19 protein-coding genes are annotated in these 22,089 nt (G+C 75.5%); 7 read left to right on the top strand and 12 right to left on the bottom strand.

Translation table 11 applies throughout. The features are described 5' to 3' along the window. Positions 1-178: 178 nt before the first annotated feature. The 3 genes from ABD345_RS05135 to ABD345_RS05125 all read right to left on the bottom strand — a co-directional run bounded on the left by ABD345_RS05135 (position 179) and on the right by ABD345_RS05125 (position 2,858). Positions 179-826 carry an alpha/beta fold hydrolase gene (locus ABD345_RS05135; protein WP_344550539.1) on the bottom strand — a complete coding sequence of 216 codons (648 nt, stop codon included), beginning with the start codon at positions 824-826 and terminating at the stop codon, positions 179-181. 59 nt (positions 827-885) lie between these two features. Further along, a complete protein-coding gene (locus ABD345_RS05130) occupies positions 886-2,199 on the bottom strand; it encodes a class I SAM-dependent methyltransferase (protein WP_344550538.1) in 1,314 nt (437 codons plus the stop codon). A gap of 206 nt (positions 2,200-2,405) precedes the next feature. Then, positions 2,406-2,858 carry a hypothetical protein gene (locus ABD345_RS05125; RefSeq protein WP_344550537.1) on the bottom strand — a complete coding sequence of 151 codons (453 nt, stop codon included), beginning with the start codon at positions 2,856-2,858 and terminating at the stop codon, positions 2,406-2,408. 544 nt (positions 2,859-3,402) lie between these two features. On the opposite strand from ABD345_RS05125, the gene ABD345_RS05120 reads away from it, so the two are divergent. From ABD345_RS05120 to ABD345_RS05110, 3 genes are all read left to right on the top strand, one after another. Beyond that, the gene (locus tag ABD345_RS05120; protein ID WP_344550536.1) at positions 3,403-5,238 is read left to right on the top strand and encodes an alpha-keto acid decarboxylase family protein; all 1,836 of its coding nucleotides are present in this window, start codon (positions 3,403-3,405) and stop codon (positions 5,236-5,238) included. 283 nt (positions 5,239-5,521) lie between these two features. Then, a complete protein-coding gene (locus ABD345_RS05115) occupies positions 5,522-7,576 on the top strand; it encodes a glycosyl hydrolase (RefSeq protein WP_344550535.1) in 2,055 nt (684 codons plus the stop codon). Positions 7,577-8,005: 429 nt separating this feature from the next. Then, positions 8,006-9,235 carry a sugar efflux transporter gene (locus ABD345_RS05110; RefSeq protein ID WP_344550534.1) on the top strand — a complete coding sequence of 410 codons (1,230 nt, stop codon included), beginning with the start codon at positions 8,006-8,008 and terminating at the stop codon, positions 9,233-9,235. On the opposite strand, the gene ABD345_RS05105 is transcribed toward ABD345_RS05110, so the two are convergent. The 5 genes from ABD345_RS05105 to ABD345_RS05085 all read right to left on the bottom strand — a co-directional run bounded on the left by ABD345_RS05105 (position 9,216) and on the right by ABD345_RS05085 (position 12,297). Continuing rightward, positions 9,216-9,875 (bottom strand): alpha-ketoglutarate-dependent dioxygenase AlkB family protein, encoded by a 660-nt coding sequence (locus ABD345_RS05105; protein ID WP_344550533.1) that lies wholly within the window; start codon positions 9,873-9,875, stop codon positions 9,216-9,218. The two genes, ABD345_RS05110 and ABD345_RS05105, sit on opposite strands and share 20 nt — an antisense overlap. Before the next feature lies 1 nt (position 9,876). After that, positions 9,877-10,434 (bottom strand): ABC transporter substrate-binding protein, encoded by a 558-nt coding sequence (locus ABD345_RS05100; RefSeq protein WP_344550532.1) that lies wholly within the window; start codon positions 10,432-10,434, stop codon positions 9,877-9,879. 237 nt (positions 10,435-10,671) lie between these two features. Then, positions 10,672-10,974: a metal-binding protein gene (locus tag ABD345_RS05095; protein ID WP_344550531.1), complete on the bottom strand. Its 303-nt coding sequence runs from the start codon at positions 10,972-10,974 to the stop codon at positions 10,672-10,674. Then, the gene (locus ABD345_RS05090; protein WP_344550530.1) at positions 10,964-11,713 is read right to left on the bottom strand and encodes a 2OG-Fe(II) oxygenase; all 750 of its coding nucleotides are present in this window, start codon (positions 11,711-11,713) and stop codon (positions 10,964-10,966) included. The genes ABD345_RS05095 and ABD345_RS05090 overlap by 11 nt, the downstream gene beginning before the upstream one ends. 77 nt (positions 11,714-11,790) lie before the next feature. Next, positions 11,791-12,297 (bottom strand): methylated-DNA--[protein]-cysteine S-methyltransferase, encoded by a 507-nt coding sequence (locus ABD345_RS05085; RefSeq protein WP_344550529.1) that lies wholly within the window; start codon positions 12,295-12,297, stop codon positions 11,791-11,793. Positions 12,298-12,544: 247 nt separating this feature from the next. Between ABD345_RS05085 and ABD345_RS05080 the strand changes: the two genes are divergently transcribed. From ABD345_RS05080 to ABD345_RS05065, 4 genes are all read left to right on the top strand, one after another. After that, entirely contained in the window at positions 12,545-13,378 is an 834-nt protein-coding gene (locus ABD345_RS05080) for an SAM-dependent methyltransferase (protein ID WP_344550528.1), read from the top strand. A 175-nt stretch (positions 13,379-13,553) separates the two neighbouring features. Further along, on the top strand, positions 13,554-15,752 hold the full coding sequence (locus ABD345_RS05075) for a protein kinase domain-containing protein (protein WP_344550527.1): 2,199 nt from the start codon (positions 13,554-13,556) through the stop codon (positions 15,750-15,752). Then, positions 15,749-17,896 (top strand): serine/threonine-protein kinase, encoded by a 2,148-nt coding sequence (locus tag ABD345_RS05070; protein WP_344550526.1) that lies wholly within the window; start codon positions 15,749-15,751, stop codon positions 17,894-17,896. Before ABD345_RS05075 ends, ABD345_RS05070 begins: the two co-directional genes overlap by 4 nt. A 31-nt stretch (positions 17,897-17,927) precedes the next feature. Beyond that, positions 17,928-18,827 carry a hypothetical protein gene (locus tag ABD345_RS05065; RefSeq protein ID WP_344550525.1) on the top strand — a complete coding sequence of 300 codons (900 nt, stop codon included), beginning with the start codon at positions 17,928-17,930 and terminating at the stop codon, positions 18,825-18,827. Here the strand turns inward: ABD345_RS05065 and ABD345_RS05060 are convergent. The 4 genes from ABD345_RS05060 to ABD345_RS05045 all read right to left on the bottom strand — a co-directional run bounded on the left by ABD345_RS05060 (position 18,814) and on the right by ABD345_RS05045 (position 21,975). Continuing rightward, the gene (locus ABD345_RS05060) at positions 18,814-19,383 is read right to left on the bottom strand and encodes a dihydrofolate reductase family protein (RefSeq protein WP_344550524.1); all 570 of its coding nucleotides are present in this window, start codon (positions 19,381-19,383) and stop codon (positions 18,814-18,816) included. The genes ABD345_RS05065 and ABD345_RS05060 overlap by 14 nt on opposite strands. A 134-nt stretch (positions 19,384-19,517) precedes the next feature. Beyond that, on the bottom strand, positions 19,518-20,558 hold the full coding sequence (locus ABD345_RS05055; RefSeq protein ID WP_344550523.1) for a PP2C family protein-serine/threonine phosphatase: 1,041 nt from the start codon (positions 20,556-20,558) through the stop codon (positions 19,518-19,520). A gap of 92 nt (positions 20,559-20,650) precedes the next feature. Next, entirely contained in the window at positions 20,651-21,034 is a 384-nt protein-coding gene (locus ABD345_RS05050) for a phage holin family protein (protein ID WP_344550522.1), read from the bottom strand. 149 nt (positions 21,035-21,183) lie between these two features. Then, the gene (locus ABD345_RS05045; RefSeq protein ID WP_344550521.1) at positions 21,184-21,975 is read right to left on the bottom strand and encodes a phosphatase PAP2 family protein; all 792 of its coding nucleotides are present in this window, start codon (positions 21,973-21,975) and stop codon (positions 21,184-21,186) included. Between the last annotated feature and the right edge of the window lie 114 nt (positions 21,976-22,089).

Below are 22,089 nucleotides of genomic sequence, written 5' to 3'. Positions count from 1 at the left end.
GGGTGTGCGCGAAGCCAGGGTCGGCCATCTCGCGCACCGCGGGGACGGGACCCTCCGGCTGGCACCACGGGTCCCGTCCCCGCCCGTTCGAGACCGGGTCACGTCACGGAATGCCCAGGCCCAGGCCCAGCTCCAGACACAGACCCAGAGCCAGACCCAGGCTCCGCGGCCGGTGGCGTCACGGCGGCGCGTCCGGGGGGAGGTCCGGCAGCGGCTCCCCCGCGAGGATCGCCGTGACCGAGCGGGCCGCCAGGCGCTGCCAGGCGCCGGCGCCGCTGATCATGGCGTGTCCGCCGCGGGGCATCGCGACGAACCGCACGTCGGCTCCCGCACGCCGGGCCCGGGCCGCGAAGGCGCGGGAGCCCTCCGCGCTGGTGACGCGGTCGGACGGGTCGTGGAGAACGGCGAGGCGTCTGCCGCGCAGGTGTTCCACCGGGTCGGCGGGTTGGCACCACGGTGCCAGCAGGACGGCGCCGAGCACCTGGGGGTGGCCGGCGACGGCGAGCGCCGCCCGTCCGCCCATGGAGTGCCCGAGCAGCACGACCTTCGCCCCGGGAGCGCGGGACGCGATCTCCCGCAGGGCCCGGCGCGCATCGGCGGCGGGGTGCGCGTGGCCGCCGTTCCAGCCCCGGTAGCGGTACTTCACCTCGACCACCGTGAGCGACGGGTCGGCGGCCAGTCGGCGGACCGCCGCGCCGAAGGCCCGCATCCGGAGCCTGGCCAGCCCCAGGCGGGGCTGGCGGGCGAGGCTCTCCGCCCTGCCCCCGTGCAGGACGAGCAGCACGGACCGGGTGTCGGCGGGGAGGTGGGCGGCGTGCGCGGGCATGGGACTCTTCTTCTCGGCGGTCTGCGCACCGGTTCGCGTCCGGAGCGGATGTCGGGGCGTCAGTTCCCGTTCCAGTCGGCTGGCCTGACGGTCTCCTCGGTATCGCCGGGGCGGCGGGCGAGGAGCTGGTCGACGCCCATCCGCCCCTCGGCGAAGGCCAGCGAACTCCCGGCCAGGTAGAGCTCCCACAGCCGCACGGTGGGCCGGCCGACCAGGGCGTCGAAGCGGTCCCGGTGCCGCGTCAGGTTGGCCCGCCAGGCGTCGATGGTGCGGGCGTAGTGCGGGCGCATCGCCTCGGTGTGCAGCACCTCCAGGCCGGCCGCCTCGATCAGGTCGACGGTCTGCCCGAGCGGGCGCATGTGCATGTCGGGAGCGATGTACGCCTCGATGAACGCACCACCGCCGGGGGCGGCGGCCCCGCGCGACATCTGCTGGACCAGGAGCCGGCCGCCGGGGCGCAGCAGCGCGTGCAGGCGGGCGGCGAAGTCGGGGTACTGGTCCCTGCCGACGTGTTCGCCCATCTCCACGCAGCTGACGGCGTCGTAGGCGTCCGCGGCGATCTCCCGGTAGTCGCAGCGGCGGACGTCGACCAGGTCCGCTACCCCGGCCTCGGCCACCAGGGCGCGGGCGTGTTCGTGCTGGCGGGCGGAGAGGGTGACGGCGGTGACCCGGGCGCCGTGGTGGCGGGCGGCGTGCCGGGCGAGCGCGCCCCAGCCGCAGCCGATGTCGAGCAGGCGGGCGCCGGGGCGCAGGTCGAGCTTGCGGCAGATCAGGTCGAACTTGGCTTCCTGGGCGGCCTGCAGGGGTTGGTCGTCCGAGGTGTAGTAGGCGCACGAGTAGGCCATCGCCGGTCCGAGCAGCAGGGCGTAGAACTCGTTCGACAGGTCGTAGTGGTGGCTGATCACCGCCCGGTCGCGGCCCCGGCTGTGCAGGGCGCCGCGGACCTTCGCCCGGCCGCCGGGGCGGGGCGGCGGCGGCCCGACCAGGCCGAGCCGGGCGGCCGCGGCCAGCAGCGCCGGCCAGTCGCGCAGGGCCGGGCGCCCGAGCGTCCGACCGGCGAGGCCCTGCCGGACGTCGGACAGCGCCTCGGCGAGGTCGCCCTCGACGTCGAGCTCCCCGCTGATCCAGGCGTCGGCGAGCCCGAGTTCGCCCGGCTGCCACAGCAGCCTGCGCAGCGCCCGGCGGTGCCGGACCAGCACCCGCGGCCCGTCCGCCGGACCCGTCGTCGAGCCGTCCCACAGCCGCAGGCCGAAGGGCGGCGGGCCGCCGAACACCTCGCGCAGGACCGGTTCGAGCACCTCGGCGGCGCTCGTCCGCGCCGCTCTCCGCTGTCCCGGTACCGGGGTGCTACGGGTCGTGGGTTCGGTGTTCATGGTTCCCCTCCGCCGGGCGGGGCCGGGACGCGGCCTCGGTGTCGTCTGCTCCCCGGATTCGGAACCGCGCCCCCCGCGGATCGGTCGTGCTTCGCCGCCGGCCGCCCGCCCGCGCCGCCAGGGCCGTCACCGCACCCGCCCCCGCCCCCGCGGGTCGTGTCACTCGGCGCCGGGGACCGGGCCTGACGCGGGGCGGGTGCGAGGGGTCAGCCGCAGTGGACCCCGCCGTAGGTGCTGCCGGCCGCCTCGTGGCCGTTGTACGTGACCCGGCCCCTGACGCTGATGCAGTGGCCGGCCGCCGACAGCGAGACCGGCCCCGCGTAGTACTTGTAGGTGTCCGCGTCGACCTTCACGTCGTCGAGGCTGCAGGTGGAGGACGGGGAGGTCTGGGTACAGCGGGCGAGCATCACCGACATGTACTTGGCCACCCCGTACCCGCCCGCACTGGTGGCGACGGTGACGGCGCAGTTCTTGCCGGTGGACGAGTCGTAGTAGAGGTGGACGGCGCCGTACATGGTGGAGCCGTACGTCACGGAGTAGGTGTCGATCTCGTTGCCCGCGCAACCCCACTCTCCGGCCGACGCGGTGGGGGCGCCCACGGTGAGGCCCGCTGCGGCGATGCCGAAGGCGACCAGGGTGGATGCAATCTTACGGCGCATGACTCTTCCCGTTCTCAGATCGAATGGAACCGCGCCAGTGTAGTGATGTTGACCGAACGTCAGTTCTGTCGGCGGCCGGAACCCGAGCCGGTCGGCGGCCACCCCGCGCGATGCCCGGCTCGCCGCCGAACCGGGACCAGGACGCGCATTCGGCCGTGATCGAGGAGTGCGGGCGCTCGGGAACGGACCCGCCGAATGGTCGACCGCACCGACCGGAATTCGTTCGACGGCACACGATCGGCTCGCCGGAAGGCTTCGGAAGGCCGATGTCCGCTGGCAGCGACGGAGCGGTCTGGTTACGTTGGGCCCCGGGCCGATGACACCGTGCGATCGGTTCCGTCCGCACCCGAGGAGCCCGAGCGGTCGAGCGCGCGCACCGGTGCGGCCGCGTCCACGCCGAACAGGACCGCGGGCGCTTCGACCGCCGGACGGCACCCGCGGTCCGGCGCGGCGGACTCCCGCCGGGAGCCCCGGAGCACGAGGGCTTCCGCGACGCCCCGGAGGTCGAGCCCTGTCGGCACAACCACGAGGAGGCAGCACACCGATGAGCAGCGCTGACGAATGGACGGTCGGCCGTTACCTGGCGACCAGGCTGGAGCAGTTGGGCATCCGCCACGTCTTCGGCGTGCCGGGCGACCTGCTCGGCCCGTTCCTGACGATCATGCAGGAGACCACGGCGGTGCGCTGGGTCGGCACCCCCACCGAACTGGGGGCCGGCTACGCGGCCGACGCCTACGCCCGGGTGCGGCTCGCCGACGCCGGCGCCGACCAGCCCGAACAGGGCGTCGCCGCCGTGGCGGTGACGTACAGCGTGGGCGCGTTCAACCTGCTCAACGCGGTCGGCGGCGCGTACGTCGAGGACGTCCCGCTGATCGCGATCAACGGGGCGCCGTCCTACGAGCAGTGGCTCAACTTCCAGGCGGTGGGCCTGCTCACCACCCACATGAGCCCGCGCCGGGAGAGCAACCTGGAGGTCTACCGGCAGGTCACGGTGGACGCGCAGGTGCTCTCCAACCCGGGGTTGGCCCCCTCGCAGATCGACAGCGCGATCACCGCCTGCCTGACCGAGCGCAAGCCGGTCTACCTGGAGGTCATGGAGGACCTCTGGCACGCGCCCTGCGACGCCCCGCAGGGCCGGCTCCGGGCGCACGAGCGGCCGTTCACCGAGCGGAACCAGGCGATCCTGGACAAGGCCGTCGCGGCGGCGGCGGAGCTGATCACGAGGCTCGGCACGCCGATCGTCTGGGCGGGCGAGGAGCTCGTGCGCCACCGGCTGGAGCGGGAACTGCTGGAGTTCGTCGAGGCCACCGAGATGCAGTTCTGCACCACGGTGGGCGCCAAGTCCGTGGTCTCCGAACGGCATCCGCGGTTCGCCGGCGTCTACAACGGCAAGGCGAGCCTGCCGGAGATCCGCGAGACCTTCAAGAACGCGGGCTGCCGGATCGGCCTGGGGACGTGGTCCACGTCCAAGAACCTCAACGGCGAGCAGTCCATCGGCGACGACTGGATCGTGGCGGCGCGCGGCGGCGTCAGCGTCGGCGCCCTGTACTTCCCGGACGTCCAACTCGGCCACTTCGTCCCGGCGTTGCAGACCGCGCTGGCGGGCCGGACGTTCCCCGCCGACCACTTCGCGCTGGCCCGCGAGGCGGGCCTGGACGTCCCGGCCACCACCGCCGAGTTCCTGGACTCGCTGAGCTCCGCGCACCCGGACGGGACCGAACTGACCTACGACGGCTTCTTCGAGCGCGTCAACCACTTCCTGGAGCACCAGGCCACCGGCGGCGACCCGCAGGCCCCCTCGCCCTTCACGGTGGTCTCCGACGCGGCGTTCGCCCTGCTCGGCTCGATGAACCTGCGGATCACCGAACGGGCCGGCTACCTGGCGCAGAACAGCTGGCTGTCCATCGGCTACTCCGTCGGCGCGGCCACCGGCGTGGCGCTGGGCCGGCAGCAGCCGCTGAAGCGCCCGCTGGTCTTCGTCGGCGACGGCTCCTTCCAGGAGATCTGCCAGGAACTGTCCACCCACGTCCGGCACCACCTGCGGCCGGTGGTCTTCGTCCTCGACAACGAGGGCTTCTACGGCATCGAGCAGATGCTGGTCAGCCCCTGCTACTACAAGGGCAGGCCGTCCGACGGGGCCGACTTCTACAACGTGCTGCACCCGTGGCGCTACGAGAAGCTGGCGGAGGTCTTCGGCTCCGAGAAGGACCCGATGCGCGGCTTCGAGCTCAGCACCCACGCCGAGCTCGACTCCCTCCTCGCCGACCTCGCCGACCCCGACAACGACCTCAACCACGCCCCGGTCCTGGCCCGCGTCCGCCTCAGCCGGCACGACTACCCCAGGGCCCTCCAGTACAAGGTCGACGAGAACTGCCCCTGACCGCCGCCCGCGCGAACGGGCTTCGGGTCCGCCCGGGAGGACGGGCTTCGGGTCCGCCCGCGCGGGGGCGTGAAAGTTCCACGAACGGCTCCGCCCGGCCGGGCCTCCCCCCGGCGCCGGCGGGCCCGAATCCTAGGCGCTGCAAGGTACTTGACGCCGCGTAGGTGGAGATCGGACATCCACCCGGTGCCTTGACACCCAGGTCACCCCACGCTTTCTTGGGAGCGCTCCCATGCAGTTGACCCAGGTCAACTGTCCCCACCATGGAACGCGGAGGCCCCCCTTGTCCCCCCACTCGCAGTTCAGAAGCAGACTGCTCGGCCTGGCACTGTCGGCCGCGCTCGCCCTCCCGGCGGCGGCGGTCCTGCAGCCGGACGCCGCCCAGGCGGCCGAGACCGGTGCGGCCCAGGTCTACCAGGCCGAGGACGGCACGCTGAACGGCGTCGCCGTCGGCACGTCGGTCACCGGCTTCCAGGGCACCGGCTACGTCGAGGGCTTCGACCAGTCGAGCGACAGCCTGACGGTCACCGTGCCCGACAGCCCCGGCGGCCTCTACAGCCTGTCGGTCCGCTACGCCGGGCCGTACGGCGACAAGAAGGCGAACCTGCTGGTCAACGGCGGCGGCGTGGGGGAGGTCTCGCTCCCCGCCACCACCAGCTGGGCGGACGCCACCGCCGGCAACGTGCTCCTCAAGGCCGGCACCAACACCGTGACGATCAGCAACGACTGGGGCTGGTACCTGATCGACTCGATCTCCCTCACCCCGGCCCCGGCCCGCCCGCCGCACGCCGCCACCGGCGAACTGACCGACCCCCAGGCCACTCCCGAGGCCAAGTCGCTGATGAAGTACCTGACGGCGAACTACGGCAAGAACATCCTCAGCGGCCAGCAGGACGCCGCCCACGAGCAGTGGATCGAGACCAACGTCGGCAAGGCCCCGGCCATCGAGGGCCTGGACATGATGGACTACACCCCCAGCCGGGTGGAGCGCGGCACCACCGGCCAGGACACCGACAACGCCATCGCCTGGGACAAGCGCGGCGGCATCGTCGCCTTCTGCTGGCACTGGAACGCCCCCAGCGGCCTGATCGACCAGCCCGGCAAGGAGTGGTGGCGCGGCTTCTACACCGACTCCACCACCTTCGACGTCCAGGCGGCCCTCGCCGACCCGACCTCGAACGACTACAAGCTGCTGCTGCGCGACATCGACGCCATCTCCGTCCAGCTCAAGCGCCTGCAGGACGCGGGCGTGCCGGTCATCTGGCGGCCGCTGCACGAGGCCGAGGGCGGATGGTTCTGGTGGGGCGCCAAGGGACCGGAGTCGGCCAAGGCCCTCTACCGGCTGGTGCACGACCGGCTCACCAAGGTCGACGGCATCCACAACCTGATCTGGCAGTGGAACTCCGTGGACCCGGCCTGGTACCCCGGTGACGACGTGGTCGACATGGTCAGCGCCGACTCCTACCCCACCGCCGGCGACCACGGCCCGGTGGCCCTCACCTACGACCGCGAACTGGCGCTGACCGGCGACACCAAGGTCGCCGCCCTGTCGGAGGTCGGCACCGTCCCGGACCCCGACCTGCTGCGCGCCTACCGGGCCGACTGGTCGTACTTCGTGGCCTGGTCCGGCTTCGAGCAGGACGGCGCCAACAACTCGCCGGACTTCCTCAAGCGGGTGTACGGCGACCCGTACGTCATCACCCTCGACGAACTCGGCGACTTCAAGCACACCGGCGGCAGCACGGGCGGCGACACGACCGCGCCCACCGCGCCCACCGGCCTGACCGGCACCGCGACGGCCTCCACCGTGACGCTGTCCTGGACCGCCTCGACCGACGACACCGGGGTGACCGGCTACGACGTCTACCGCGGCAGCAGCAAGGTCGCCGCCGTCACCGGCACCTCGTACACGGACACCGGCCTGACCCCCGGCACCGCCTACGGCTACACCGTCAAGGCCCGCGACGCCGCCGGCAACACCTCCGCCGCCTCCGCCGCGGTCACCGTCACCACCACCGGCACCACCGTGCCGGGCGACAAGGGGTGCACCGCGACCTACACCGTCACCAGCGACTGGGGCAGCGGCTTCACCGCCGACGTGAAGGTCAAGGCCGGCACCGCCGCGATCACCTCCTGGAAGGTCACCTGGACCTACGGCGGCGACCAGAAGGTCACCAACGCCTGGAACGCCACCGCCACCCAGACCGGAGCGTCGGTCTCCGCCGTCAACATGGGCTACAACGGCTCCGTCGCCGCGGGAGGCAGCGCCTCCTTCGGCTTCCAGGGCACCCGCACCGGCGCCAACACCGCACCGACGCTCACCTGCACCGCGAGCTGAACCCACCCCCTCCGGCACCGCCCCACCGGCACCGCGGCCAGCGGCCGGTGGCGCGGTGCCGGAGCCCGCGCCCGGCCCGGCTCCGGCACCGGGGTCCGAATCGGCCACGTGCGCGGCGGATCGACTTTTATCAAGCCTTGAAAGATGTCGTCCGGGCCGGTCGCGCCCTGATCTGCGGTGATCACTTCGCAGCCGGTCGCCCCGGGCCCGGGAGGCCCTGGCCGGGGTGCGGGGACGGAGCGGCCATTCGGGGCGAATCGCTCGCCCGACGCGGCGTGAAAGACGGTGGGCCCGCCCGCGGCGGCGACCTACGTTGGTGGACGCAGCAGGGCCCGGACACCTCGCGGCGGAGGACGACGGGCCGGCCGACCGGGTGGAGGGGACGACCTCGACCGGCCCGCTTCCACCCGACGGCGACCGAGGAACGACGTGAAGCTCGCAGGCACCTCCCGGACCGGCCGGACGGCGGTGGTGGTGGGCGCCGCCACCGGCTGCTACGCCCTGGCCATGTCGGTCTTCGGCACCACGACCAGCCTGTTCCTGGTGGACGCCGTCGGCGCGGGACCAGGGCTCGTCGGCCTGTACTTCGTCGGCTGCGCCCTGGCCGCGGTGGGCGTCGACCTGGTCGCGGGGCCGCTGTCCGACCGGCTGGGGGACCGACGGACCGCCCTCGCCGTCACCGCGCTGGCCGGTGTCGTCGGCGCGGCGGTCTTCGGCGCGGTCCGGAACTACGCCGTGGTATTCGCGGCCGGGGCGGTGCTGCTCAGCCTGAACGACGGCCACCTCTCCCAACTGTTCGCGTACGTCAAGGACTTCGCCGACTCCACGGGCCGGGAGCTGACGCCGTTCAGTGCCGGGGTGCGCTCCGTCCTCTCGGCCGGCTGGGTGGTCGGCCCGCCCGCCGGCCTCTTCCTGCTCGTGCACCTGGGCTTCGGGCCGATGTACGCGGGCGCCGCGGGCCTCCTCCTGGTCACCGCGGTGCTGGGGCGCTGGTTCCTCCCGGCCCCCGCCCCGCCCCGCCCCCGAGCGGCCGGGGACCGGCGGGCCGGATCGCGCCGGGTCCTGGCCACCGTGCCGCGTCGGACGTGGCTGCTGCTCGGGGCGGTGACCGCGGTGAACGTGGCGGATCAGGTCTACCTCATCGACATCTCCCTGTACGTCACCAGGGAGTTGCACCGCTCGGCCGCCCTGGTGGGCCTGCTCGCGGGGGCCTGCGCCCTCCTGGAGATCCCGCTGATGGTCCTGGTGGGACGGTTCGCCGACCGGGTCGGACGGACCCGCCTGGTGGTCTGGGCCGTCCTCCTCGCCGTCGTGTTCTTCGCCCTGCTGCCCCTGGCCGGATCGCCCGCCGCCCTCGTCGCCCTGCAGGTGCCCAACGCCCTGTGGACCGCGGTGGTGGCCGGCCTCCCGATGGTGATCGTGCAGCGGGAGGTGCCCGGCGGCTCGGGCACCGCCTCCGCGCTCTACTCGTCCACCTTCCCGGTCGCCCAACTCCTGGCCGGAGCCGTCACCGGAACGGTCGCCGCGCAGGCCGGGTACCGGAACGTGTTCTGGATCTGCGCCGGCCTCTGCGCGCTCGCCGCGGCTTGCCTCCTCGGCCGGAGACTGACGGACGTACCGGCGGGCGGGACGGGCGGGGTCAGCCGGTCAGGCCGGTGACCCGCATGGTGAGGTTGAGGCGGCCGCTCGCCAGGCCGGTCGCGGGGTCGCCGGTACCGGGCAGGACCTTCGGGACGCCGTGGTACGCGAAGCGGGACGGGCCGCCGAAGACGAACAGGTCGCCGGAGGCGAGTTCCACGTCCGTGTAGGGCTTGTTGCGGTTCTCGGTGTTGCCGAAGCGGAAGACGCAGGTGTCGCCGATGCTCAGCGAGACGACCGGGGCGCCGGAGCGCTCGTCCTTGTCCTGGTGCATGCCCAGGGTGGCCCGGTCGTCGTAGAAGTTGATCAGCGCCGTGTCGGGGGCGTAGCCGTCGCCCGCCGCCGGGTCCTGGTAGGCGTCCACGAGGGCGCGCCGGCCGAGGTCGGCGAGCCAGCCGGGGAACGGCGCGACGCGGTGGCCGTTGACGTCCCCGGCGGTACGGGTGTAGCGGTACGGCTGCCAGTGCCAGCCGATGCACACCGTCTGCACCGACATCACCCCGCCGCGCGGCAGCCTGGTGTGCCGGATCGGCACCGGGGCCGATGCCCAGCCCCGGCAGGCCACCACCAGTTCGCGCTGCTGCTCGACGGTGAGCCAGCCGGGGACGTGGACGGCGCCCGGGGCGAGCTGCATCCGGGGACGCGGAATGAGTGCCGCCATCTCAACCCTCCGGGTCGTCGTGGTCGTCGTGGATGATCAGGCCGCCGCCGACGCACCAGCTGCCGCCGTCGGGGGACGCGCCGCGCAAGCCCTCCAGGGTGTCGGCGCCCGCCAGTTCGAGGACCGCGGCGTCCCCGAGCGGGGCGAAGGCGAACGTCCGGTCCGGACGCCAGTCGGTGCTGTGCCGCAGGCGCCGGCTCAGCTGCGCCCAGCCCCGCGCGGCGCCGGTGACGACCCAGGCGTCCGGCGCCCCCGCCGTCAGGCGCCGGGCCGGGCGCAGCCAGGAGGCGGCGTCCTCGGGCCAGTCGACGACGGTCAGGACGGTGCCGTGCGCGGACTGCCAGACCTCCGCGAAGGCGCGGGCGGCCGCGCGGGACGCGTCGTCCCGGCCGTGGCCGACCGCGACCGACTCGACCGACGGCCTGGCCCCGGCCAACAGCCCGACCAGCCGGGCGAGTTCGGCCCCGGTGTGGGCGCCCGGCGGCGCCGACCGGTACCCGCCCGGACGCCGGACCAGCGGCGAGCCCGGACGCCCGCGACTCTCGCTCAGCCGTCCCACGTCATCTCCTCGCACCAACTCTCCCCACCGCGGCAACACGCCGCATACGGACGGTACCCGGCCGCACGGACACTCAGCGCCGCCTGCCGGTACCCGCCCGGGCGGCCGACCAGCGGCGAGCCCGAACGCCCCCGGCTCTCGGTCAGCCGTCCCACGCCATCTCCTCGCACCGGCTCTCCCCCACCGCGGCAGCACCCCGCGCCCGAACGCCCCCGGCTCTCGGTCAGCCGTCCCACGTCATCTCCTCGCACCGGTTCTCCAACTGCGGTAGCACTCCGGCAGGCACACCGCGCACGGACGGTACCCGGCCGCGCGGGCGGTCGGCTCGTCGGCGAAGAACACCCGGTGCCGGACGTAGCCGCCGCGGGCCACCGCCCGCAGCGCGGACGGGCAGTCGAGGCGTCCGTACAGGCGCCCGGGGCGGTGGCCGCCGAGGGCGCCGGGCGTGTCGCTCGGGTACGGTCGGCCGTCGGCGCCGAGCAGCGTGTACCGGCGGGTCCCCCGGCCGGCCACCGTGGTCGCCACGTCGTCACGCGGCATCGTGGAAGACCAGGCCGAGGGTGCGCCGGGTGCCCGAGCGCACCGTGCTGACGCCGTGCCGGACCGGTGCCGTGGACCAGCCGCGGGCCGAGCGGACCGGGCGGTCCCGGGTGGTGAAGACCAGGCCGTGGCCCTGCGGCAGGACGGTGGAGGTGCCGCGGGACTGGGCCCGCGGGCGCTGCTCGACCAGCAGGAACTCGCCGCCCGTGTAGTCGCTGCCGGCTTCGTCCAGGCCGATCACGACCTGCAGCGGGAAGACCAGGTCGCCGTACAGGTCGCGGTGCAGCGCGTTCCAGTCGCCGGCGCCGTAGCGCAGCAGGATCGGGGTGGGCTTGCGCTGCCCGGCCCGGTGGCACGCGTCCAGCCACTGCTCCAGGGTGTCCGGCCAGGGCGCGGGCCGGCCCAGCTTCGCGGCCCAGTCACGGGCGATCGGCAGCAGCTTCGGGTAGAGGGCCGCCCGCAGGGTGCTCACCGGTTCCGGGAGCGGGTGGGCGAAGTAGCGGTACTGGCCGGAGCCGAAGCGGTACCGGGCCATGTCGATGGTGGAGCGGAAGTGCCCGGGCTGCTCGTACAGCGCGGCGATCTCGCGGCACTGCGCCGGGGTCAGCAGGCGCGGGGTGGGCGCGCAGCCGTGCGCGTCCAACTCCTGGGTCAGGGCGGGCCAGTCGGCCCCGTCGACCGCTTCGACCGCGTCGACGGCTTCGACCGTGGCGGCCCCGGGGCGGGTGGTGGTGGTCATGGTTCCTCCGGTGTGCTGCCCGGCGCCGGGGTGGGCCGCCGGGGGTGGGCGCCGTTCGGGCGGCGGGACGGGCTCGCTCAGGCGGCCCGGCCGGCGCCCTCGTGGAGGAGCAGGTGCTGCTTGCGTTCCAGGCCGCCGGCGTAGCCGGTCAGCGAGCCGTCGGCGCCGATCACCCGGTGGCAGGGGCGCACCACGAGCAGCGGGTTGGCGCCGATCGCGGTGCCCAGCGCGCGGACCGCCGTGCGGGGCAGTCCGATCCCGGCGGCGAGCCCGCCGTAGCTGGTGGTGGTGCCGTACGGGATGCCGTCCAGCGCGGACCACACCCGCTGCTGGAAGGCCGTCCCCCGGGTGCGGCAGGTCAGTTCGAACTCCTCGCGGGCGCCGGCGAAGTACTCACCGAGCTGGCGCACCACTTCGGTGAAGGCCGCGGGCGCGTGCTCCCAGCCGGGCTGCACCACGGCGGCGTTCCGCTGGCCCGTCATCGACACCGACGCGAGCGCGAGGCCGCCGCCCGTGCCCGCGGACTTCTCGCCCACCAGCAGCAGGTCGCCCAGCGGGCTCTCGATCGTCATGTGGACGGTCATCGGTCGTTCCTCTCCGGTCGTTCGGGTCGTCGGGCGCCCCGTGTGCACCAGCCTTCGCCATCCGCCGGGTGGTGTCCGGCGGATTTCGGACGTCGCACGCCCGCCCGTCACGCGCCCCGCCCGCCCCGCTACGCCTCCGCCCCGTCCCGTCCCCGAGCGGCCGACGTTCGCTCGAACGGGTGAGCCCGGTGCGTCCCGGGCGTTCGCGGCCACGGGGGCCGACCCGTCCGGGCTAGAGTCCGTTGGCGTGTCACAGACGATCTCCGACGAACCCGTTCCGCCGTACGTCGACCTGACGAAGCCGAGCATCGCCCGGGTGTACGACGCCTTCCTGGGCGGCACCGACCACTACGAGGTGGACCTGGAGGTGGTGCGCCGGGTGACGGAGGTCGCGCCCGAGGCCGTGGACCTCGCGGTCGAGAACCGCGCCTTCCTGATCCGCGTCTGCCGGTACCTGGCCGCGGAGGCCGGGATCACCCAGTTCCTGGACTGCGGTTCGGGCCTGCCCACCGCCGAGAACACCCACACCGTGGTGCAGCGCGCCGATCCGCGGGCCCGGGTGGTCTACGTGGACAACGACCCGATGGTGCTGGCCCACAGCCGCGCCCTGCTGGCGGGCGACGAGCGGACCGCCGTCGTCGCCGGGGACATCTTCGCGCCGGAGGCGCTGCTGCGGGACGCGACGGTGCGGTCCGCCCTGGACTGGGAGCGGCCGATCGCGCTGCTGCAGCTGGGCACGCTGCACCACTACAACGGCGAGGCGGTGCGCACCCGCCGGGAGCTGGTGCGCGCCTACGCCGACGCGCTGCCGTCCGGGTCGTACGTGGCGGTCAGTCACTTCCTGGACCCGGAGGACGAGTACAGCCGGACCGCCCGGAAGATGGAGGAGGTGTTCCTGCACAGCATGATGGGCAGCGGGATCTTCTCCACCCGCGACGAACTGCTGGGGCTCTTCGACGGTCTGGAACTGCTCGCCCCCGGCCTGGTCCGGTGCTGCGACTGGTGGCCCGTCGGCCCCCGGCTGAAGCCGCTGACCGCGGGCCGGCGCTGCATCGCGGGCGGCGTCGCGCGCAAGCCCTGAGACCGCCGCCGGCGGAGGAACGGGAGCTGTCCGAGCGTCATCTTACTTACTCAGCACGCGAGTTAAGCCCTCCTTCGGCGGAAAGCCGCCTCCGGAGGGAAAACGGAACCGCCGGTGAGCTGTACGTGTCACTGTGTCTGTCTGGGTTGGACGGCGACGCGCACGGGGAGGCTCGGTGGCTGCCGACGGGAACACCGCGGACGGGCGGGCGCAGCGGGCCGTGTTCGTGGGGCCGCACCAGTTGCTGCGACTGTTGGGCGAGGGCGGGATGGGGGAGGTGTACCTGGCCCGTTCGCCCGGGTTGCGGCTGCTCGCGGTGAAGGTGATCCGGCCCGAGTACGCCGGGGACCCGCAGTTCCAGCGCCGGTTCCGGCAGGAGGTGGAGGCGGCCCGGCGGGTGACCGGTTTCCACACCCCGCCGGTGGTCGACGCGGAGCCGCGCGGGCGGCGGCCCTGGATGGCCACCTCCTACCTGCCCGCGCCGACCCTGGGCGAGGTGGTGCTGCGGTTCGGCCCGCTGGGCGAGGCGGGGGCGCGGGCGCTGGGGGCGGGTCTGGCGGAGGCGCTGGCGGCGATCCACGCGGTGGGGGTGGTGCACCGCGACCTGAAGCCGGGCAACGTGCTGATCGCGCGGGACGGCCCGCGCGTCATCGACTTCGGGATCAGCCGCGCCTTCGACGCCGTCCACCTGACCCGGACCGGCACGGTGTGCGGCACGCCGGGCTACATCGCCCCCGAGCGGGTCGTCTCCGACTCCGTCACCTCCGGGGCGGCGGACCTGTTCTCGCTGGGCTGCGTGCTGGTGCACGCGCTCACCGGCCGGGCGCCGTTCGGCGGCGGTGAGCCCGCCCGGGTCAACCGGCGGGTGGTGTACGAGGAGCCGGACCTGTCCGGGGTGCCCGCGGGGCTGCTGCCGCTGGTCGCCTCCTGCCTGGCCAAGGACCCGGCCCGGCGGCCCTCTCCGGCGGCCGTGCTGGCGGCGCTGGCCCCGGCCGACCCGGCGGCGCTGCTGGGTCCGGGGCTGCTCGCCGACCTCGACGCCCGGGAGCGGCAGGCGGAGGCGGACCTGGGGGCGCCGGCGGCCGAGCCGCCCGCGCTGCCGGTGCGGACCTGGCAGTCGCTCAGCCGCCGCGGCCTGTTCGGGCTGGGCGCGGGTCTCGGCGCGGGCGCGGCCGGCGCCGTCGGGGTGCCGCTGCTGCTCACCGGCCGCGCGGCGCAGCGGGACGGCGCGGCCCCGGTGGGGCGGGCGGTGGACGCGTGGGGGGCGGAGGCCGCGGGCGGCACGCCGGCCGGGGCCCCGGCCCCGCTGTGGAGCACCCCGGTCACCGGCGTGACGGTGGGCCACCGGCTGTCCCTGCTCGGCGCCACCCCGGTGTGGTGGGGCGCGGGTGTGGAGGCGGTCGGCTACGACGGGGCGAGCGGGCGCCCGGCCTGGTCCTCCCGGCCGGACGTCCAGTGCGTCCAGGTGCAGGACGGCGTGCTGTACGGGACGTCCGGGCGGCTCGCGAACCTGCTGCGGCTGGACGGCGGGGGCCGGGTCCGGCAGGGTCCGCTCGCGGTGCCCGCCGACCAGCACGACGCGGCGGCGATGAGCCTGCGGGTCTTCGGCGCGGACGACCGGACGGTGGTGCTCGCCCGGCAGACCTCCGTCACCGGCGGCGGGACGGTGGCCGGGGTCGATCCGGACAGCGGGGCGGTGCGCTGGCAGCAGGAGATCGGCCGGAGCACGGCGGTCGCCACGGCCCGCAGCGACGAGCCGCTGCTCGACGGTTCCGGCAGTTCGATGGGCCTGGTGGCCGACGGCCGCTGCTACTACGAGGACGGCACTGCCCTGCACGCGGTGGACCTGCGCACCGGCGAGTCCCGCTGGCAGGCCACCGGCGTCACCCCGGACACCGGGACGCCCTCCCGGCTGCTGCGCACCGGCGACCTGCTGCTCGTGGTCCGCGGGACCGCGGTGGCCGCCCTGGACCCCGCGACCGGGCAGCGGCGCTGGACGGCGCCCGCCGTCCCGCAGGCGGTCTTCGGCTGCGCGCTCGGGGCCGGGCGGCTGCTGCTCTCCGGGAGCCGGGGCACGGCGTACTGTCTGGACGTCGGCACCGGCAAGGGGCTGTGGCACACCACCGTGCGGGCCGTGGACCCGGGCGGGACGGGGACGGACTTCCAGGCGCCGTCGGCGGGCGACGGCTTCTTCGCCGTGCCGCTGCTGGACGGGTCGTCCGCGGCGGCCGTGCTGGACCGGGCGGGCGGCGCGGTCCGCTGGGTGGCCCGGGCGCCCTCCGACGAGGGCCGGTGGACCACCGCGGCCGACGGCGCGACGCTGTACTGCGCCTCGGCGACCACGCTGCGCGCGTTCCGGGCGGGTGCGGCGTGAGCGTGCGGCGGATCGGCCCGTACCGGGTGCTGCGGCGGCTCGGCGCGGGCGGCATGGGCGACGTCCACCTGGCCGTCACCGACAGCGGGCGCCCCGTCGCGGTGAAGACCGTGCAGCGGCAGTACGCGGCCGACGCCGAGTTCCGGCGCCGGTTCGCCCAGGAGGTGGCGGCGGCCCGGGCGGTCAACGGGGCCTACACGGTGGCGGTGGTGGACGCCGACACCGATGCCGAACTGCCTTGGCTGGCGACCGAGTTCGTCGTCGGGCCGTCGCTGCACGAGGCGGTGTCCCGGCACCGTCCGCTCGCCGGGCCGGCCCTGCAGGTGCTGGGGGCGGGGCTGGTGGAGGCGCTCGCCGCGATCCACCGCGCCCGGATCATCCACCGCGACCTGAAGCCCTCGAACATCCTGGTCACCCGGGACGGCCCGCGGGTCATCGACTTCGGGATCAGCAAGCCGACCCTCGACGCGCTGCCCACCGCGAGCGGCGAGATCATCGGCACGCCCGGGTTCATGTCCCCCGAGCACGCGGCGGGCGGGGAACTCACCCCGGCCAGCGACCTGTTCTCCCTCGGCGCCGTGCTGGCCTTCGCCGCCACCGGCCGCCCGCCGTTCGGCCACGGGCCGTCCGCGGTGCTGATCTACCGGGCCGCCGAGGAGCCGCCGGACCTCGACGGGGTGCCGCCGGAACTGCTCGGGCTGCTGCTGCGCTGCCTGCACCGCGACCCGGCCGGGCGGCCCGCCCCGGCCGAGCTCGCCGAGGCGTTCCGGTACGGCCCGGCGGTCGGCACCGGCTGGACGGCCGGCGCCGGCTGGCTCGGCGGGGCGGACCGGACGGTGCGCCGGCACGAGCGGGACCTGGCCCGGGTGCTGAAGGACCCGAACGGCACCCGGCGCCGCCTGCTCGTCCTCGGCACGGCCCTGCTCGGCACCGCCGCCACCGCGGGCGCCGCCCGGGCGCTGTGGCCCGGCCCGGACGCCGGGGCGCCCCCGAAGAGCTGGTCGGTGGCGCTCCCCCGCCCCGGCATGGCCCCGCTCGGCTGCGGCCCGCAGGCGGTGGTCTGCGCGGACGGCACCGGCCTGGTCGGCTACGCCCGCGCCGACGGGCGGACGCTGTGGAGCAGCACCGCGGCCGCCGGTTCCCACCCGGTGGGCGACGGCGACCGGGTGTGGACCGTGGACGCGGACGGCGCCGTGCGGGCCCGCGACGCCCGGGACGGCCGGACGCTCTGGCGCTCGGCCGACCCCGTCCCGGGCGCGCAGTCCGTCACCCTGCCGGTCCCCGGCCTGCTGCTGGTCACCGGCCCGGACGGCGCCGTGCACGGCTACGACGCCGACCGCGGCGACCGACTGTGGACCGGCCCCGCGCTCGGCACCTCCTACGGCCCCCGGGGCTCGGCCGCGGCCGACCTGCTGGTGCTGACCCTGACCGCCGGGTTGGAGCAGGCCGCGAACCGCCTGTTCCGCTTCGCCGCCCTCGACCGCGCGACCGGCCGGCAACTCTGGTCCCTCGACGCCCAGGACCTGTGCGTGCCGCCGACCGGCGACCGGCTGTACGCCCTGACCCGGGAGCTGGACCTCGCCGCGCTGGACGCCCGGGACGGCACCGCCCGCTGGACCCGGCCCACCGGCCTGCCCCCGGCCGCCGCGACCATCGCCACCGGCTCCTACCTGGGCTCGCTGGCCCTCCACCAGGACGTGGTCACCTGCCTGCCGCCCGGCAGCGCGGCGGTCCCGGACGGGCAGGTCACCACGGCGGCCCTCGACGCCGCCGGGGGCACCCGGCTCTGGGGCGGCCCGCGCCCCGGCTACCTCAGCGGGAGCGCGGCCGCCGCCGGAACCCTGGTGCTGGGCGGGCCGCAGGGCGCGTCCGGCACCGAACTGCGCACCGGGCGCACCACCTGGACCTGGCGCTCCCCCGGCGGCGGCACCGTCCGGGGCGCCGCCGGGGGGCTGGTCCTGCTCACCGCGCCCGCCGCGGACGGCGGGAGCACCCTGCAGGCGCTCGGCGCGGCCGACGGCACCCCCCGGTGGCGGCAGTCCTTCGCCCGGCAGCCGGGCGAACCGCAGGTCCTGCTCCGGGACACGGCCCTGCTGGTCGGCTACGGGAGCACGCTGACCGCCTACCACCTGCCCGCCGGCTGACCCGCCGTCGAGTCGAAAGGTCCACCGCGCCATGGCCGACTTCCAGGACGACCCGCCGACCCGGCCGCTGCCGCCGGGCCCGCCCGCGACCCTCCCGCTGCTACCCCCGCCCGCGACCCTCCCGCTGCTGCCCCCGCCCGGGGCCCCGCCGCCTCCCACCACCCGGCCGCTGCCGCCCCCCGCGGCCACCCGCGTCCTGCCGGAGCAGCCCACCCCGGCCACCCTCCCCGACCCGGCGGACCTGCGCCCGGTCGGTCCCGCCCGGCGCTGGACCTGGCTGCTCGGCGGCCTGGCCGCCGGGGCCGGCGCCGTGGTCCTCGCCCTGAGCCTGCTGGCCCACCTGACCGACCCGGCGCCGTCCGCCGCGGCCTCCGCCGCGACGGCCTCCGCGACGTCCGCCGCCGACGGGTCGTCCTCGCCCGCCCCGACCGCCCCGAGCACCGCCCCCGCGCTCTACACCGCACTGGCCGACGGCTGCGCGCTGCTGCGCCCGGAGACGGTCGAGCGCTACGCCAAGGGCGCCACCTGCACCGCGTCACCGGCCGTCGGCGGGACGGTCTCGGCGCGCGGCACCTGGACGGGCGGGGGCGGCTACGCCACGGTGGAGGTCGGCGTGCTGCTGTCCCCGCAGGCGGGGAGCGTCTACCAGCAGACGGTGACCGTCGACCGGACCAGCGCGTCCGGCGCCGGCGGGAAGATCACCGGCGACCGGACCGTCCCCGGGCTCGGCGACCGGGCGACGGTGCTGCACGTCGCCTACGGCAACTTCGGCCGGGTCACCCTGACGGCGCTCCGGGGCAACGCGCTGATCACGGTCGACTACTCGGCGGCGGCCGGCTCCGGCCCGTCCGCCGAGGGCGCGCCGGACCCCGCCGAGGCCGCCGCCGTCGCCTTCGCCCAGGACGCGCTGGGCACGCTCACCGCTCCCTGAGCACCCGGTAGCGCAGGTAGCGGGCCCCCGCGGCGAGGGGGCGGGACTCGACGGGTTCGAGGTCCCTGCGCCGTCCGTCCCGGGGGAAGAGCGGGGTGCCGCCGCCGAGGAGGACGGGGTACGTCCGCAGCCGGTACTCGTCGATCAGGTCCAGGCCGGCCGCCTGGGCGGCGAGGTCGGCGCCGCCGATCGCGATGTCGCCGTCCCCCGGCTCGGCCCGCAGCCGGGCGACCTCTTCGGCGAGCGTGCCGGAGGCCAGCCGGGCGTTGCCGCGCACCGCCGGGAGGGTGCGGGAGAAGACCACCTTCCGGAGCCCCCGCCAGAGCTCGGCGAACTCCCGGGTGGAGAAGTCGAGTTCCGGGTCCCGGTCGGCGTCCTCCCAGTACAGCATCGCCTCGTACAGCCGCCTGCCGAGCAGGTGGACGCCGGTCCCCCGGACCTCGTCGGTGGCGAGCCGGAAGACCTCCTCGTCGGGTGCCGCCCAGCCGAGGCCGCCGTCCGGGTCGGTGGTGTAGCCGTCGAGCGAGATGGTCATCGAACAGGTCACGTCGTGCATCGGGAGCCCTCCTCGGTACCGGGCTCCGACGGTACGCCCACCGGAGCCCGGTGGCGCCGGGTGACGCCCGGTGGCGTCCGGGAACCGGCCGGCGGGAGCGTCGTCGACGCCGGCCTCGAACGCCGCGCCCCGGTTCAAGCGCTGCGCAGCGGGTCCGGCGCGGCGGGGCCCCAACTCAGGGCGAGCAGGGCCGTGTCGTCGTCGGTGCCGCCGGCGAAGTCGTGGGCGTCCTGCTGCAGCCGGTCCACCAGGGCCTGCGGGGGCAGTCCGGCACAGGCGGCCAGCCGGTCCGGGAGCGGGTAGAACGCGCCGTCGCGGTCGCGGGCCTCGCTGATCCCGTCGGTGTACAGCAGCAGGGTGTCGCCGGGGTGCAGCAGGGTGGCGGGGGCCGGCGCGGGGCCGGCCGCGGGGGTGCGCAGGCCGAGCGGGAGGCCGGGCGGGGCGGGAAGCTCGCGGACCGCGGTGCCGCGCAGCAGCAGGGCGGCGGGGTGGCCGCAGGAGAGGCCGCGGGCGGTGCCGTCGGGCGCGGCCTCCAGGAGGAACGCGGTGACGAAGGACTCCGGGTCGGTGAGGTGGCGGCGCAGGCTGGCGTCGAGCCGGTCGGCGAGGGCGTCCAGGGTGGGCGCGTCCAGGACGGCCTCGTGGAAGGCGCCGAGCACGACGGCGGCGGTGGCCACCGCGTCCAGGCCCTTGCCGCGGACGTCGCCGATCAGCGCGCGCAGTCCGGCCGGGGTGTCCGCGACGGCGTAGAGGTCCCCGCCGATCCGGGCGTAGCGGGCGGCGGCCCGGTAGTTGGCGGCGGCCCGGAACCCGCCGACGGTGGCCGGGACGGGGCGCAGCACGGCGCGCTGGGCGGTCTCGGCGACGGTGGCGACGCTGACCAGGCGGGCCGCGGAGCGTTCGCGGCGGCGGACCACGAAGCAGCCGAGCGCGGCGATGCCGAGGATCACCAGGGTGGTGCCGACGGCGGCGCCGGTGCGCCCGGGGTCGGAGAGGGTGAACGCCCAGCGGGTGGCGACCGCGAGGAACGCGGAGGCGAGGATCGCGGGCGGTCCGAAGGCGAGCGCGACGACCGCGGGCACCGCGACCAGCACGGAGGGCAGGTGCCAGCCGTCGGTGCCGTACTGGAGGCCCACCACGAGCCCGTACAGCAGGACGGCGGCGGCCAGCGCCACCGCGCGGGTGACCGGGGCGCCGTCCGGGTCTCCGTCCCCGGGGCGGCCGTCGGTGTGCGCGCTCCCGGACGGTGGCGGCTGCGGCGGGCGGGTCAGGAGACGGCCTCGACGGGGCGGGCGCGGTGGCGGCGCCGGAGCAGCCGGGTGGCGAGGGTGACCGCGGACATCACCAGGGCGGCCCAGAACGCGGTGGCCACGCCGCGGACCTCCAGGTCGGAGGTGATCAGTGCGGTGGTCTTGAGGGTGACCGTGTTGATGACGACCAGGAAGAGTCCGAGCGAGCACACCACCAGGGGGTGTGCGGCCGTCCGGAGGATACTGCCCAGCACCAGGTTGACCAGGGAGAACAGCAGCGTGGTCCAGAGCAGGCCGCGCAGGCCGCCGTGCAGGGACATGCCCGGGAGCAGCCAGGCGGCCAGCAGGAACGCCGCTGCCAGTGCCGCCCAGGCCGTCAGTGCGCCCTTCACCCGTTCCATCGGCTCCGACCTCTCGCTCGGCGTGCCCCGGGACCGGGTGGCCCGTCCCGTGGCCCGGCGCTCACCGCCGGTGTGCACAGGATCGCCCGGCCGCCGCGCGCCCGCTCCCCGGCGGCCGGGGCGGGGGCGCGGCGCGGCGACCGGGGCGGCTACGGGTGGGCCGGGGTGGCCACGGGTGGCCGGGCGCGGTGCGGGCCGCGGCGGCGGAGGTTGGTGCCGGTGCGGCCGGGGCCGGGGAGGAGGGCGAAGGCGAGCAGGAACATCAGGGTGGCGGCGATCGAGTCCAGCCAGTAGTGGTTGGCCGTGCCGACGATCACCGTCAGGGTGATCAGCGGGTGCAGCAGCCACAGCCAGCGCCAGCGCGAGCGGGTGGCCGCGATCAGGCCGATCGCCACCATCAGGGCCCAGCCGAAGTGCAGCGAGGGCATCGCGGCGTACTGGTTGGAGAGGTGGTCGGTGGTCGGCGGGCCGTAGACCGAGGGGCCGTAGAGCCGGCCGGTGTCGAGCAGTCCGCTGGCGGTGAGCATCCGCGGCGGGGCCAGCGGGAAGACGAAGGGCAGCACCAGCGCGGCCGAGGTGACGGCGGCCAGCACCCGGCGGGCCCACAGGTAGTGGGCGGGTCTGCACAGGTAGAGCCAGACCAGGAAGAGCCCGGTCGCCGGGAAGTGGACGGTCGCGTAGTAGGCGTTCGCCGCCTGGACGACGGTGTGGTCGTGCAGCAGCAGGGACTGCACGGCGCCCTCGCCGGGGAGGCGGACGGTGCGTTCCAGGTCCCAGACCCGGTCCGCGTTGTGGAAGGCGGCCTCGGTGTGGCCGATGGCCAGTCTCCGGCCGAATTTGTAGACCGTGAACAGTCCGAGGACGAGCAGGAGTTCCCGGAGCAGCCGGGGCCTGGGTATGTCCGCGGCGGGTGTCGTGGCGGGTTCCGTCCGAGCGGGCAACCCTTCCCCCCTTACTGGCGGACCGCGCTCGGGGACCGCCCGCGAGTGCCGATACGCCAACGTATCGATACGGGCGCGTATCGATACGTTTCGGTAGTGTACAGACGCCCGCCA

This window comes from Kitasatospora saccharophila (assembly GCF_039529925.1).
Classification (GTDB): domain Bacteria; phylum Actinomycetota; class Actinomycetes; order Streptomycetales; family Streptomycetaceae; genus Kitasatospora; species Kitasatospora saccharophila.
This window is presented reverse-complemented; position numbering and strand designations above follow the sequence as displayed.